General features: G+C 61.1%; 10 protein-coding genes. 4 read left to right on the plus strand and 6 right to left on the minus strand.

Features of this window, described 5'->3' with window-relative positions; translation table 11 throughout:
• Positions 1 to 27: 27 nt before the first annotated feature.
• The 5 genes from brnQ to phoB all read right to left on the minus strand — a co-directional run bounded on the left by brnQ (position 28) and on the right by phoB (position 6,029).
• Positions 28 to 1,347 (minus strand): branched-chain amino acid transport system II carrier protein, encoded by a 1,320-nt coding sequence (gene brnQ, locus AC2CF9_RS08845; RefSeq protein ID WP_145339265.1) that lies wholly within the window; start codon positions 1,345 to 1,347, stop codon positions 28 to 30.
• Positions 1,348 to 1,748: 401 nt separating this feature from the next.
• Positions 1,749 to 2,855 carry a cobalamin-independent methionine synthase II family protein gene (locus tag AC2CF9_RS08850; RefSeq protein ID WP_150017695.1) on the minus strand — a complete coding sequence of 369 codons (1,107 nt, stop codon included), beginning with the start codon at positions 2,853 to 2,855 and terminating at the stop codon, positions 1,749 to 1,751.
• A gap of 169 nt (positions 2,856 to 3,024) precedes the next feature.
• A complete protein-coding gene (locus AC2CF9_RS08855; RefSeq protein WP_484556803.1) occupies positions 3,025 to 3,945 on the minus strand; it encodes a PstS family phosphate ABC transporter substrate-binding protein in 921 nt (306 codons plus the stop codon).
• Positions 3,946 to 4,013: 68 nt separating this feature from the next.
• Positions 4,014 to 5,324, minus strand: a complete 1,311-nt coding sequence (gene phoR / locus AC2CF9_RS08860) for a phosphate regulon sensor histidine kinase PhoR (RefSeq protein WP_150017697.1) — start codon at positions 5,322 to 5,324, stop codon at positions 4,014 to 4,016.
• Between the two features lie 15 nt (positions 5,325 to 5,339).
• Positions 5,340 to 6,029 carry a phosphate response regulator transcription factor PhoB gene (phoB, locus tag AC2CF9_RS08865; protein WP_039382949.1) on the minus strand — a complete coding sequence of 230 codons (690 nt, stop codon included), beginning with the start codon at positions 6,027 to 6,029 and terminating at the stop codon, positions 5,340 to 5,342.
• A 192-nt stretch (positions 6,030 to 6,221) separates the two neighbouring features.
• Between phoB and sbcD the strand changes: the two genes are divergently transcribed.
• The 3 genes from sbcD (at position 6,222) to AC2CF9_RS08880 (ending at position 11,606) form a co-directional block, all read left to right on the plus strand.
• On the plus strand, positions 6,222 to 7,439 hold the full coding sequence (gene sbcD, locus AC2CF9_RS08870; RefSeq protein WP_484556783.1) for an exonuclease subunit SbcD: 1,218 nt from the start codon (positions 6,222 to 6,224) through the stop codon (positions 7,437 to 7,439).
• Positions 7,436 to 11,113: an AAA family ATPase gene (locus AC2CF9_RS08875; RefSeq protein ID WP_484556784.1), complete on the plus strand. Its 3,678-nt coding sequence runs from the start codon at positions 7,436 to 7,438 to the stop codon at positions 11,111 to 11,113. The genes sbcD and AC2CF9_RS08875 overlap by 4 nt, the downstream gene beginning before the upstream one ends.
• Before the next feature lie 103 nt (positions 11,114 to 11,216).
• Positions 11,217 to 11,606, plus strand: a complete 390-nt coding sequence (locus AC2CF9_RS08880; protein WP_484556785.1) for a cell envelope integrity TolA C-terminal domain-containing protein — start codon at positions 11,217 to 11,219, stop codon at positions 11,604 to 11,606.
• On the opposite strand, the gene mak is transcribed toward AC2CF9_RS08880, so the two are convergent.
• A complete protein-coding gene (mak, locus tag AC2CF9_RS08885) occupies positions 11,601 to 12,524 on the minus strand; it encodes a fructokinase (protein ID WP_484556786.1) in 924 nt (307 codons plus the stop codon). The genes AC2CF9_RS08880 and mak overlap by 6 nt on opposite strands.
• Positions 12,525 to 12,671: 147 nt before the next feature.
• Here mak and rdgC point away from each other — a divergent pair, with 147 nt between their 5' ends.
• On the plus strand, positions 12,672 to 13,583 hold the full coding sequence (gene rdgC, locus AC2CF9_RS08890; protein ID WP_150017707.1) for a recombination-associated protein RdgC: 912 nt from the start codon (positions 12,672 to 12,674) through the stop codon (positions 13,581 to 13,583).
• The last annotated feature ends 5 nt before the right edge of the window (positions 13,584 to 13,588 follow it).

Raw genomic sequence — 13,588 nt, forward strand, 5'->3', positions numbered from 1 at the left:
CGTGGTCGGAATGAACAGCCGTGTCGTTTACTGCCGGACAACGACCTGCTGTGGTCCTTTAACGCGATCTACCACGGCAGCAATCACCATCATTGCCAGCGAAGGCGGCAGCCAGGCGAGTCCCTGGTCGGCCAGCGGCAGATGCTGGCTGAACAGCGGCAGTATCTCTTTAAAGCTGGTGGTTTTGATTGCATCCACAATGCCAAACAGCAGGCTGACCAGCATGGTTGGCGCAATAATACGCGAGCTGCGGTTCCACCAGTTGAGGGTGAAGCTTAGCACTATCAGCACGATACAGGGCGGATAAATTGCTGTCAGCACCGGGATGGAGATCTGAATCAGATGGCTCAGCCCCAGATTTGACACCACCATCGAGAACAGGCCCAGGATAAACACCAGCGCTTTGTACGAGAGCGGCAGATACTGTGCAAAGAACTCAGCGCAGGCGCAGGTCAGGCCAACGGCCGTTACCATGCAGGCGATAAAGATCAGCGCAGCGAGGAAGAAGCTGCCCATGCTGCCAAACGTCTGCTGTACGTAAGCGTGCAGAATGGCGGCGCCGTTGGCATTCTGGTCAACCAGGCCGGCACTGCCGGAGCCGAGCTTGAACAGGCTGAGATAGACCAGCGTCAGTCCGACACCGGCGATCAGGCCAGCCAGCATGGTGTAGCGCGTCAGCAGTTTCGCATCTTCAACGCCGCGGGAACGCGCCGCATTCACAATCACGATACCAAACACCAGTGCGCCCAGCGTATCCATGGTGAGATAGCCATTTACAAAACCGGTAGAGAACGCCGCGCGCTGATAGTCTGCCGTCGCAGGCGCAATACCGCCCGCCGGCCAGACCAGCGCGGCAACGCCGAGTATGGTCAGCGCGACAATTTTCAGCGGCGCCAGCACGTGCCCGACGGTATCCAGCAGCTTGCCCGGATAGAGGGAGATCCCGATCACCAGCGCAAAGTAGATGAGGCTATAGATAAACAGCGGCAGCGGGCCGTCACCGGTCAGCGGAGCGATACCGACTTCAAACGAAACGGTCGCGGTACGCGGCGTCGCAAACAGTGGGCCCACGGCCAGATAGCAGACCGTTGCCAGCAGCAGACCCGCTGCTTTACCGATTGGCGAACTGAGCGCATCGATGCCGCCGCCAACGCGCGCCAGCGCGATCACGGTCATGACCGGCAGGCCGACCGCGGTCGCGAGGAAGCCGAGTGCGGCGACCCAGACGTGTTCACCAGACTGAATTCCCACCATTGGTGGAAAGATAATGTTGCCTGCGCCAACGAACAGGGCAAAGGTCATAAAGCCCAGCGCAAGGATGTCCCTCGAGGTTAAACGGTATGTCATAACTTCTGTCGTGCCTGTAGCTGATGTTGCGGTGGAAGTTGAGTTTGTGTTGTCCCCTGATTGCGCGATAACAATGGCTTAGCTGGATTATCCAGTGCGAAATGCGGGCCGAATCGAGACAGCGCAGGTGATTTAATCTGCTTTTCTTCTGTTCACAGAGGGATGAATCGACAACGGCGCAAATTAAAACGTTTATAGCGGAGAAAGACAATACAGGATCGAAAAACCAGAAGGATATCGCGCATAAGCGTATGCAGGCAGTGAATATGGGCGAAATAGCCGCTAAACGCCCCAGATGATTTGTTTAAAATTCAGACAAAGCGAAAGTTGTTCTTGCATAAGTGCGGTTCCGGATGCACAAAAGGCGCGATTTACGCGCCTGTCTGCACAACTTTACACTCTCACCACACCTGTTTAGCGATATCCACCACCAGACGGATCTTCTGCCACTGCTCCGCTTCGCTCAGGCTATTACCCTCTTCGGTGGAAGCAAAGCCGCACTGTGGGCTGAGGCAGATCTGATCGAGGCTGACATACTGCGCCGCTTCCTGCAGCCGCGCTTTGACCTGTTCAGGATCTTCCAGCGCGCCGGTTTTGGTCGTGATAAGACCCAGTACCGCTTTCTGATGACCTGGCTTAATAAAGCGCAGCGGCTCAAATCCGCCGGAGCGTTCGTTGTCATACTCCAGGAAAAAGGCGTCGATATTCACGCCGCCAAACAGGATCTCCGCTACCGGCTCATAGCCGCCTTCTGATATCCAGGTAGAACGGAAGTTACCGCGGCACACGTGCAGCCCGACGGTGAGATCGGCCGGTTTATCTGCCAGCGCCGCGTTCAGCACCTGCGCATAAGTGCGGGCCAGCGCCTGCGGATCGTCGCCGCGTGCGCGGATCTGTTCCTGCTGCTCCCCGGAGCAGAGATAGGCCCAGACGGTATCGTCGAGCTGCAGATAGCGGCAGCCGGCAGCATAAAATGCGGCAATGGCGTCTTTATAGGTCTGCGCCAGATCGGCAAAGTAGGCATCCAGATCGGGGTAAACCGTGGCGTCGATAACCTTGCGACCGCCGCGGAAATGCAGCACGCTCGGGCTGGGAATCGTCATTTTAGCGACCGCGTCGCCGGCGATACTCTGCAGAAAGCGGAAGTGGTCCAGCATCGGATGCGCCGGATTAAACGAGACTTTACCGGTGACTTTTACACCGTGCGCTTTGGTCTGCACGCCGTTGAACTGGATCCCCTGCTCCGCTTCAAACAGCTCTACGCCATTCAAATCGCCAAAGAAATCGAAGTGCCACCAGGCGCGACGGAACTCGCCGTCGGTGACAACCTGCAGGCCATTGGCACGCTGCTGCGCGACAACATCGCGAATAGCCTGGTCTTCCACTTCGCGCAGCTGCTCCGCGCCAATCTCACCACGGGCGTGCTGTTCGCGCGCCTGTTTGATCGCAGCGGGACGCAGAAAACTGCCGACGGTATCGGCGCGGAACGGGGCGTGCTGAGCGGGCATAGATTCTCCTTGCAGACCGGTAGTTGCGGTCAGGTATAATTTCTTCTGGTTATTTCAGCCATCTGGATGGCTATATGTCCAAAGAGTGCCACGCTTCCGCGCGCGGGGCAACGGAAGAATTTTCAGCAGGCATGAAGAAAATTCATTTTCCTGTGTCCCTGCTTCCTGCTTACTCAATGGCCGCCCGCGCAGCGGAGATTTGCGCATCGGAGAGAGGTAAATAGCCCGCTTCCGCCACTCGCCGCTGGCCCTGCGACGACAGTACCTGATGCAGAAACGCCGCCACCAGCAGCGGCAGCGGCTTGCCCGGCGGTTTATTCACGTAGATATAGAGTGGCCGGGACCAGGGATAGCGGCCGCTGCGGATGGTATCGGCATCCGGCATGATGCTTTCGCCGGTTCGCGTCACAATCGGCACTATCTTTACGCCGCTGAGATGAAAGCCAAAGCTGGCGTAGCCGATACTCTCTGGCGTGGTCGCAACCGCCTGCACTACGGCAGCTGAACCGGGAAACTCCGCCACGTCAGCGCGAAAATCGCCGCGACAGAGCGCCTGCTGTTTGAAGAACCCCCAGGTGCCGGAGGCGGAGTTGCGGCCAAAGCGCTGAATGCGCCGCTGCGCCCAGTTATCGTCTGTCACGCCCGTATCGCCCCAGCGCTGCGGAACCTGCGTGCCGCCGCACAGGCGGGTAACAGAATAGAGCGCATCAAGCTGCGGCTGGCTGATACGCTGCAGCGGATTAGCCTGGTTCACCACCACGACCAGCGCATCCATGGCGACCGGTACGGCGAGCGGCGGATAGCCGTAGCGGGCAATGAACAGCTGTCGTTCATCGTTCTGCATCGGCCGGCTCATCGCGCCCAGCTGTGCGGCACCCGCAGCCAGCGCCGTTGGCGCGGTTGAAGAGCCCGCCGCCTGTACCTGAACGTTGACGCCGGGCGCCTGCAGGCTGAAATCTTCCCCCCACAGCGTCATCAGGTAGCCCAGCGTATCTGACCCGGCGCTGCTGAGGTTGCCGGTCAGCATCGCTTTTTGCGCCTGCGCCAGCACAGAGAAGAGCAGCAGAAGTGTGAACAGCAGAGATTTCAGCATGGAGCCGCCGTCAGAGAGAAGAAGAGCGCTATTGTGGCAAGCCTGCGAAAACGGCGCAACGCAGATTACCCCGCCCGCTCCTGCGCGGCCTCTTCCACAATCAGACGCGACGGCAGCAGAAAGCGAAAGCAGGTCTCCTGATGCGGCCGGCTGCTGATCTCCAGCCGTGCACCGTGATGGCTCAGCGCATGCTTGACGATCGCCAGCCCCAGTCCGCTGCCCCCGGTGGCACGCGACCGCGCTTTATCAACGCGGTAAAAGCGCTCCGTCAGGCGCGGCAGATGCTCTTCGCTGATGCCGGGACCGTTATCGCAGACTTTAAGCTCCGCTCCCTGCCGCGTGCGCAGCCAGCTGATATGGATATGCGTGCCTTCCGGCGTGTGGTTAACCGCGTTATAGACCAGGTTAGAGATAGCGCTGCGCAGCTGCTCGTCATTTCCCAGTACGCGTAAGTGAGGATCGGTATGGAAGTGAATAACATGGCGCCCCTGGCTCAGCGTTTCCGCTTCGCGCTGCAGCAGATGCAGCATGGCCGGTACATCAACCCGCTCTTTAAGATCGAGCGCCGGAGCCGCCTCGATACGCGACAGCGTCAGCAGCTGCCTGACCAGGCTGTCCATGCGCCGGGTCTGCTCCTGCATCGTGCCCAGCGCTTTGCTGCGCGTTCGCGCATTCATCGCCTCATCGTCCATCATCTCCAGATAGCCCTGCAGCACCGTGAGCGGCGTACGCAGTTCATGACTGACGTTGGCAAAAAAGTTGCGGCGGGCGCCCTCCAGCTGATGCATCTGGGTCACATCGCGCGCCACCATCAGCCACTGCCCCTCGCTGTAAGGCATCACGCGGAACTCCATGTGCCGCTGATTATTCAGCACTACCGTCAGCGGCCGGGCAAAGTCGCGCTGGCGGATATAGCGGGAGAATTCGGGATAGCGCAGCAGGTTGAGAATATTCTGGCCGTTATCCTCCGGCCAGCGCAGCCCCAGATGCTGCTGGGCGAGGCCGTTGCACCAGAAAATGGTTCCCTCTTCAGTGGTCAGCACCACGGCATCCGGCAGCGACTCCGCACCGCTGCGAAAGCGCCTGATCAGGTTTCCCAGCTCGCGGCGGCGGCGGCGGTTACGCAGCTGCATCTGGTAGAGGCCATAAAACAGCGGTTCCCAGCTGCCGCGCCCGGTGGGCGGCGTCATTGATCGGTCGACCCACAGCCAGTGGGAGAGCCGCATCAGATTAGTAAAGTGCCAGGCCAGAACGCCTGAGACGGCTGCCAGCAGCCACCACGACAGATAACCAAACAGCAGGCCGAGCAGCAGCGCAGGCAGACAGGCCAGCGCCAGCTCGGTCAGTAATCGCTTCCAGGAGAGGCGTTCCAGCACGGTAGCAGGCTCCGTTTAGTAGCGGGCAGAGAAACGATACCCTGTTCCGCGTACGGTTTGCACCATACGATCGTGGCCGGAGATTTCCAGTGCTTTACGCAGGCGACGAATATGCACATCTACGGTGCGATCTTCGACATAGACGTTGGTGCCCCAGACGTGGTTCAGCAGCTGTTCGCGGCTGTAGACCCGCTCCGGATGCGTCATAAAGAAATGCAGCAGCTTATATTCGGTTGGCCCCATCTCCAGCGGCGTGGTCTCCGACATCACGCGATGTGAGGAGGGATCGAGACTCAGCCCCTGCATCTCAATCACCTCTTCGACCGCCATCGGGGAGATGCGCCGCATGACGGCTTTAATACGCGCCATCAGCTCTTTCGGTGAGAACGGCTTGGTGATGTAATCATCTGCGCCCACTTCCAGCCCGCGCACGCGATCCTCTTCCTCACCGCGCGCGGTCAGCATCATGACCGGGATATCGCGCGTCATGGCCTCGCGCTTCAGATGTTTAATAAACTGAATGCCGCTGCCGCCGGGCAGCATCCAGTCCAGCAGAATCAGATCGGGCCAGGGTTCAATCAGCCGGCTAATCGCGCTGTCATAATCTTCCGCTTCAATGGGCTGGTAGTCGTTCTGTTCCAGCACAAAACATAACATTTCCCGGATGGGCGCTTCATCTTCCACAACCAAAATGCGCTTGGCCATTATTGCTCCTGCGAGTGTGACGGGATGTCACTGGGATATGCGGCGTCATTATGCGTCAGTTTTATGACACTTTTATGAAAAACCCGGCGGGTAAGCAAGAGATAAAAACCACCCCCGCACCGGCAAAAACGTCTTTTTTCCTTTGTGCCCGAAGCCGTTATACTGGCCGCCAGCTTTCAGGCAGGACACCCCATGCGCATTATTCATACCGCAGACTGGCACCTCGGTCAGTTTTTTTACAGCAAGAGTCGCGCCGCCGAACACCAGGCTTTTCTTGACTGGCTGCTCCGGCAAATTGCTGAGCATCAGGTTGATGCACTGATCGTGGCAGGCGATCTGTTTGATACCGGTTCGCCCCCCAGTTACGCCCGTGAAATGTTTAACCGGTTCGTGGTCGCGCTGCAGCCCAGCGGCTGTCAGCTAATTGTGCTGGCGGGCAATCACGATTCGGTCGCCACGCTGAATGAGTCGCGCGAACTGCTGGCCTGCCTTAACACCCGGGTGATCACCAGCGCCACCCCCGGCGGCGAACAGCAGGTGCTGACGCTGACGCAGCGTGACGGATCGCCGGGCGCGCTGCTGTGCGCCATTCCCTATCTGCGCCCGCGCGATATTCTGCGCAGCCGGGCCGGTCAGTCCGGGCGCGACAAGCAGTTATCGCTGCTGCAGGCGATTGAGCAGCATTATCAGCACTGCTATAGCGCCGCCGTGGCAGAAAGAGAGCGGCTGGATAAGCCGCTGCCAATCGTCGCTACCGGCCACCTCACTACCGTGGGCGTGACCAAAAGCGACGCGGTACGTGATATCTATATCGGCACGCTGGATGCGTTTCCGGCGCAGGCATTTCCGCCCGCAGACTACATTGCACTCGGCCATATTCACCGCGCGCAGCGGATTGCCGGCACGGAACATATTCGCTACAGCGGCTCACCGATCCCGCTCAGTTTTGATGAGAGCGGACGTGATAAAAGCGTCTGGCTGCTCGATTTTGGCCACACGCTGGAGAGCGTAACCGCGCTGACCATACCCGCCTTTCAGCCGATGCAGATGCTAAAAGGATCGATGGCAGAGATTGAGGCGCAGCTGGCACAGTTTGCCCGCTATGAGGGATTGCTGCCGGTATGGCTGGATATCGAGATCACCACGCAGGAGTACCTCACCGATCTGCAGCGGCGTATTGAACAGCTCACGGCCACGCTGCCGGTAGAGGTGCTGCTGGTGCGCCGCAGTCGCGCGCTGCGTCAGCGCAGCCTGGAACGGCTGACAAATGAGACGCTGAGCGAGCTGAAAGTCGAAGAGGTTTTTGCCCGTCGCCTGGCTCAGGAGTCAGAGCTGGATGCGCAGCAGAGTGACGGACTGACCCGTCTGTTTCGCAGCGCGCTGGCCGCCCTGGAGGATCCGTCCGCATGAAAATTCTGACGCTACGTTTTAAAAATCTCAACGCACTGCGCGGTGAATGGCTGATCGACTTCCGCCAGGAGCCGTTCGCCAGCAACGGTCTGTTTGCCATCACGGGCGCTACCGGCGCCGGCAAAACCACGCTGCTGGATGCGATCTGCCTCGCGCTCTATCACCAGACGCCGCGCCTTGGCGGGCTGTCGCAGAGTGAGAATCAGCTGATGACGCGCGACACCGCCGAGTGTCTGGCTGAAGTTGAGTTTGAAATTAAAGGTGAAGCCTGGCGCGCCTTCTGGAGCCAGAACCGGGCGCGCGGTCAGGCTGACGGCAAGCTGCAGGCGCCGCGCGTGGAGCTGGCGCGGGTCGCTGATAATCAGATCGTGGCGGATAAAGTCGGCGATAAGCTGAAAGCCATAGAGTCGCTCTCCGGGCTCGATTTTGCCCGCTTCACCCGCTCAATGATGCTGTCACAGGGTCAGTTTGCCGCATTTCTGAACGCCCGCCCCGGCGAGCGCGCCGAACTGCTGGAGGAGCTGACCGGTACCGAGATTTATGGCGATATCTCCATTCATATTTTTGAACGCTGGCGCGCGGCGCGCGGCGCGCTTGAGACGCTGCGCGCCCGCGCCGGCGGCATTACGCTGCTGGATGAGACGCAGCGGGCGTCGCTCACAGAGCAGCTGGAGACTTTAAGCGCGGAGGAGCGCGCGCTGAATGCACAGCTTACGCAGGCGCAGACGCAGCAGCAGTGGCTGGCGCAGGCGCAGCAGCTGACGCAGGAGCAGCAGCACGCTGACGCGGCGCGCCAGGCAGCGGAACAGGCGTGGCAGCAGGCGTCCGCAGAGCGCCAGCAGCTGGCGCGCGCCGAGCCGGCAGAGAAGCTGCGCGCCGGACTGCAGTTGCGTGAACAGCTGCAGCGGGACAATGATGCACAGCAGCAGCTGGTCCGGCAGCTGCAGGCGCAGCAGCAACAGGCTGAAACCACGCTGCAGCAGGCGGAACGCGATTATCAGCAGGCGCTGCAGAGGCGTGATGAGGCGGTGGAAGCCGGACAGCAGCTCGAAACGCTGCTGACAGAGCAGGTGCTGCCGCTCGATCAGCAGATAGCGCGCACCGCGCAGCAGCTGAGTGAACAGCAGCAGCAGCTGACGCAGCAGCAGCATGCGGTCGGCCGCAGCGAACAGGCGCTGCAGCAGCAGCAACAGGTGAGTGAACGCTTACAGCTGCAGCTGGCTGAACAGCAGGCGTGGCGCACGCGCGAAGCGGCGACCGCCGGCTGGGGACCGGAGCTGGCGCGCTGGCAGGCTGACATCGGACACCTTGAGGAGCGTGAACAGGCGGCGGCGCAGCTTGCCGGACAGCAGCAGCGACAACAGCAGCAGCTGGCGCAGCTGCAGCAGACGCTGGCAGCGCGTGAACAGGCGGCTAAGCCATTAGCGCAGGCGGAGGCGGAGAGCCGCCAGCAGCGCGAACAGGCTGAGCAGGCGCTGACCTCTCTGGAAAATCAGCAGCGCAGCGCCGATCTGCGCAATGCCCTTGCCCGCTACCAGCAGCAGCGCGCCCCGCGTCAGCAGCTGACGCTGCTGGCCGCGCAGTGGCAATCGCTGCAACCGCAGCGCGTACAGCGGGCTGCCAGGCTGACGCAGCTGCAGCAGAGTTACCGGCAGGGTGAAGAGACGCTGCAGAAGCTGCGCGACAGCTGGAAGCGTGAGCATCAGGCGCTGCTCGATCTGCGTCGCCTGTGCGAACTGGAGCGGACTATTGCCCGGCTGGCTGATGAGCGCGCCAGATTACAACCTGACACCCCCTGCCCGCTGTGTGGTTCCTGTCAGCACCCGGCGGTAGCGGACTATCAGCAGCTCCGGCCGGATGAGAATCAGCAGCGGCTGACCGCGCTGGAGACGGCAGTGGCGCAGCTGAAAGAGGCAGGCACGGCACAGGGCGAACAGCAGAAACTCTCTCTGCAGCAGCAGCAGGCGCTGGAAGAGGAGCTGGCTGACCTGGATCGCCAGCTGGCCACCATTGATACCCGGTGGCAGGCGCTGTGCACTCCGCTGGGACTGAACTTTACGCCGGCGCAGCATGCAGAGTTCACCGCCTGGCAGCAGCAGCTGGAGGCGCAGGAGCTGACGGAGCAACAGCAGCTGCAGGCGCGTGAAGAGGCAGCAGCAGTGCTGCAGCAGGCTAAAGATGCCTATCTGCAGCAGCAGCAGCGGTGGCAGCAGCATCTGCAGGAGCAGCAGCTTGCACAGCAGCAGCGGGAGAGCGCACAGCAGCAGCTGGCCGATCTGGAGCAGCGGCTCAGAGATGAGCAGCAGGCGCTGCAGCACGCTGCGGCGCGCCTGACGGAGCAGCTCGCGGCCCATCAGCTTCGCCTGCCGGAACCCGCCGCACGCGCCAGCTGGTTTGCCGCACAGCAGCAGCGCTGGCAGCGCTGGCAAGAGAGTGAGCAGTTACTGACTTCTCTGCAGCCGCAGATCGCCAGAGCGGGAAGTGAACAGCATAACCTGCAGCAGACGCTGCAGCGTGAACGGCAGCAGCAGGAGAGCCTGCAGCACGCTCTGACGCTGATGCAGCAGCAGCAGCAGGATCTGCAGCAGCAGCGCAGCCAGCTGTTTGGCACGCGCAGCGTAACGGAGGCGCGCCGGCAACAGCACACGCTACTGCAGCAGCTGGACCAGGCGCTGGCAGGGGGGCTGCAGCAGTGGCAGCAGGCGCAAAGCGGACTGCATAGCCTGCAGGGTCAGCTGGCGCAGACGTACAGCCAGCAGGCCGCCCTGACGGAGCGCCTGCAGCAGGCGCAACAGCAGTTCAGCCAGGCACTGCGGCAGAGCGAGTTTGCTGATGAAGCGGCACTGCACGCGGCGCTGCTGCCGGAAGAGGCGCTGCTGCAGCTGCGCGCCCGGCTGCAGCAGCTGGAGCAGCAGCGTTTACAGCAGATTGCCCGCTATGAACAGCTGGACCAGCGGCTGGCGCAGCATCAGCAGCAGCGCCCCGCCGGCTTCAGCAATGAACAGGCTGCCGCCCTCAGCCAGCAGCTGGAGACATTACGCCTGGCGCTGCGTGATAACGCGCGCCAGCAGGGAGAGGCGCAGCAGCAGCTGCAGAGTGATGCGCTTCTGCGCCAGCAGCAGCAGGCGCTGCTGGCAGAGATCGCCGCCGATGAGGCTGAGCTGGTGCAGCTGAGCCGCCTCAACGATCTGATCGGTTCAGCCAAAGGTGACAAGTTCCGCCGGTTTGCGCAGGGGTTAACGCTGGATCATCTGGTCTGGCTGGCGAATCGTCAGCTTGATCGCCTGCATGGACGCTATCTGCTGCAGCGACGCCTCAGCGATGAGCTGGAGCTTGAGGTGGTGGATACCTGGCAGGCGGACGCAACCCGCGATACCCGAACGCTTTCGGGCGGTGAGAGTTTTCTGGTGAGTCTGGCGCTGGCGCTGGCGCTCTCCGATCTGGTCAGTCACAAAACCCGCATCGAATCTCTGTTCCTTGATGAGGGGTTTGGCACGCTGGATGCTGAGACGCTCGATACCGCGCTCGACGCGCTGGATGCGCTTAACGCCAGCGGGAAAACCATTGGCGTGATCAGCCACGTAGAGGCGATGAAAGAGCGTATTCCGGTCCAGATCCGGGTACGGAAAATGAATGGCCTGGGATACAGCAAGCTGCAGCTGCCGGGAGCGTAACCTGCGACTGATTCTGGTTCTGCAGAGAGTCAGAGGAATGCCATAGCTTTCCGCCCGGCGCGCGGTAGACTCAGCGGCTGGCTCCCGTTTTTCAGGCTCTGTTATGAGAATAGATTTTATCGCCGCCGCAGGCGGTCTGCTGCTGGCAGCGCTGACGCTGACTGGCTGCGCCCGTACGCCTGCCGCCCCGCCAGCCGCATTAAGCAACCTGTGCGAGCCGGACGTGGCACCGGAAAGCGCCTCCTGCCACTGGACGCGCAGCGTTCAGCATCAGCTTAACCAGCAGTTTCGCGATGCGGCGCACTACGCCGGACAGCAGTGCTGGCTGCGGCTGGAGTGGCAGGCCAGCGGGCGCTTTGCCGTTACCCAGACGCAGGGTGATGAGGCGCTGTGCCTGCGCGCCTGGCAGCTGGTTGGCCAGTCCGCCGCGCTGCCGCCGCCGCCCGATCGCACCCAGCCGGCGTGGTTTGGCTTTGCGCCGCATAAGTCATAACGTCGCCTGTCCCTCCAGCGGCCAGAGCCACGCTGCGCCGCGAACGCCGCTGGAGTCGCCGTGCAGCGCTTTACGCACCGGCGTTTCACACTCGCGGCCAAACACCCAGGGTTGCATCAGGCCGGGCAGCGTCTGGTACAGACGGTCCACATTGCTCATTCCGCCGCCCAGCACAATCACGTCGGGATCGAGCAGATTCACCACCTGCGCCAGCGCTTTCGCCAGCCGCTGTTCGTAGCGGCTCATCGCCTGCTCCGCCAGCGGATCCTGCTGCGCAATCAGCTGCATAATCTCCGCACCGCTGAGCGTCTGCCCGCTTAACCGCTGGTAATCAGTGGCAAAACCGGTTCCGGAGACAAAGGTTTCAATACATCCCCGTAAGCCGCAGTAGCACGGCACCTCCTGCTGAAAGCGCTGCTCATCGGCATTCATCCACGGCAGCGGATTGTGCCCCCACTCGCCGGCGTTGCCATTGAGCCCGATGCGCGACACGCCGTTCATGGCGATCCCCGCGCCGGATCCGGTGCCGATGATCACCGCAAACACCAGCGGCTGACCGGCGCCGGCGCCGTCCGTGGCTTCAGAAACCGCCAGACAGTTTGCATCATTGGCAATGCGCACCTCCCGGCTCAGCGCCTGCGCCAGATCCTTATCCAGCGGCTGGCCGTTCAGCCAGGTGGAGTTGGCATTTTTCACCCGCTGCGCATAGGGCGAAATTGAGCCGGGAATTCCGACCCCGACGCTGCCCCGCTCTCCGGTCTGCGCTTCGGCCAGACGAACCAGATCCGCCATCACGCCGACCGTGGCAGCGTAGTCGTTGCGCGGGGTATTCACACGATGGCGGAACAGCTGCGTGCCGTCATCCGATAAAGCAATAACCTCTGTCTTGGTGCCGCCTAAATCGATACCGATACGCACGGGTTATTCCTCATTATTCACATGGGGTGGAGATACAGTAGAGGGGCGATTCGGGAAAGGCAATGAAACCCGGCGCAGGTTTCGCTATCATGCGCGCTCCCTGTTTGAGACTTGTGCGCCCGATCGCACCCACGGTAAGGAATCCCGATGTTGTGGTTTAAAAATATGATGGTTTATCGTCTGAATCGTGACCTTCCGCTGTCCGCAGACGATCTGGAAAAACAGCTTGATGCATTTACGTTCTCACCGTGCGGAAGTCAGGATATGGCTCAGACCGGCTGGGTATCGCCGATGGGTAACCGCGGGGAAGCGCTGGCCCATGAGGTCAACGGACAGATAGTGATCTGCGCCCGCACCGAACAGAAAATTCTGCCTTCACCGGTCGTGAAGCAGGCGCTGGATGCCAAAATTGAGAAGCTGGAGGCGGAGCAGAGCCGCAAGCTGAAGAAAACTGAAAAAGATTCGCTGAAAGATGAAGTGCTGCACAGCCTGCTGCCCCGCGCTTTCAGCCGTTTCAGCCAGACCTTTATGTGGATCGATACGGTCAATAACCTGATCGCTGTTGACTGCGCCAGCGCCAAAAAAGCGGAAGATACGCTGGCGCTGCTGCGCAAAAGTCTCGGCTCGCTGCCGGTCGTGCCGCTGACCATGGAGAAGCCGATTGAGCTGACGCTGACGGAGTGGGTGCGCGGCGGCGACCTGCCTGCAGGCTACGCCCTGATGGATGAGGCGGAGCTGAAAGCGCTGCTGGAGGATGGCGGTGTGATCCGCTGCAAAAAGCAGGATCTGATCTCCGATGAGATCGCCAACCACATTGAAGCGGGCAAAGTGGTGACCAGACTGGCGCTCGACTGGCAGGAGCGAATTCAGTTTGTGATTGCTGATGATGGTTCAGTAAAGCGCCTGAAATTCAGCGATACGCTGCGTGAACAGAATGATGATATCGATCGCGAGGATTTCGCTCTGCGCTTTGACGCTGACTTTACGCTGATGACCGGCGAACTCGCGGCGCTGATCGCCAGCCTGACCGACGCGCTCGGCGGCGAAGCACCGCGTTAATCAGG

The sequence above is a fragment of the Pantoea sp. SYBGC1 genome (genome assembly GCF_057197005.1).